Annotated in this window: 1 protein-coding gene; it reads right to left on the bottom strand. The window is 67.1% G+C overall.

The features are described 5' to 3' along the window. Positions 1–240 (bottom strand): hypothetical protein (locus tag OGY09_RS00025; protein WP_286589705.1); only part of this gene is annotated, 240 nt, incomplete at both ends.

The raw sequence follows: 240 nt of genomic DNA, 5'->3' as shown, positions 1-240 counted from the left end.
GCGCCAGCGGCAGGCCCCGGTGGTCGCAGTGGTACAGATGCAGCGTCCTTTCCGGGACCGGCAACGGCTCCATCTGCGCCACCATCTGTTCCGGCGTCAGGCCGCACCCGGCCAGCCACTGCCGGTTCTCGTCGCTGATAACCCCGGTGCGCAGCTCACTTTCCAGGCGGTCAAGCATGTTCACCAGTACTGGTGGGAGCACCACGCCAGCGCCATCCTCGCTGCCTTCCTGCCGGAGTT

Origin of the sequence: Citrobacter sp. Cpo071, from assembly GCF_030332765.1 — a bacterium.
Taxonomy (GTDB): domain Bacteria; phylum Pseudomonadota; class Gammaproteobacteria; order Enterobacterales; family Enterobacteriaceae; genus Citrobacter; species Citrobacter portucalensis.
This window is presented reverse-complemented; position numbering and strand designations above follow the sequence as displayed.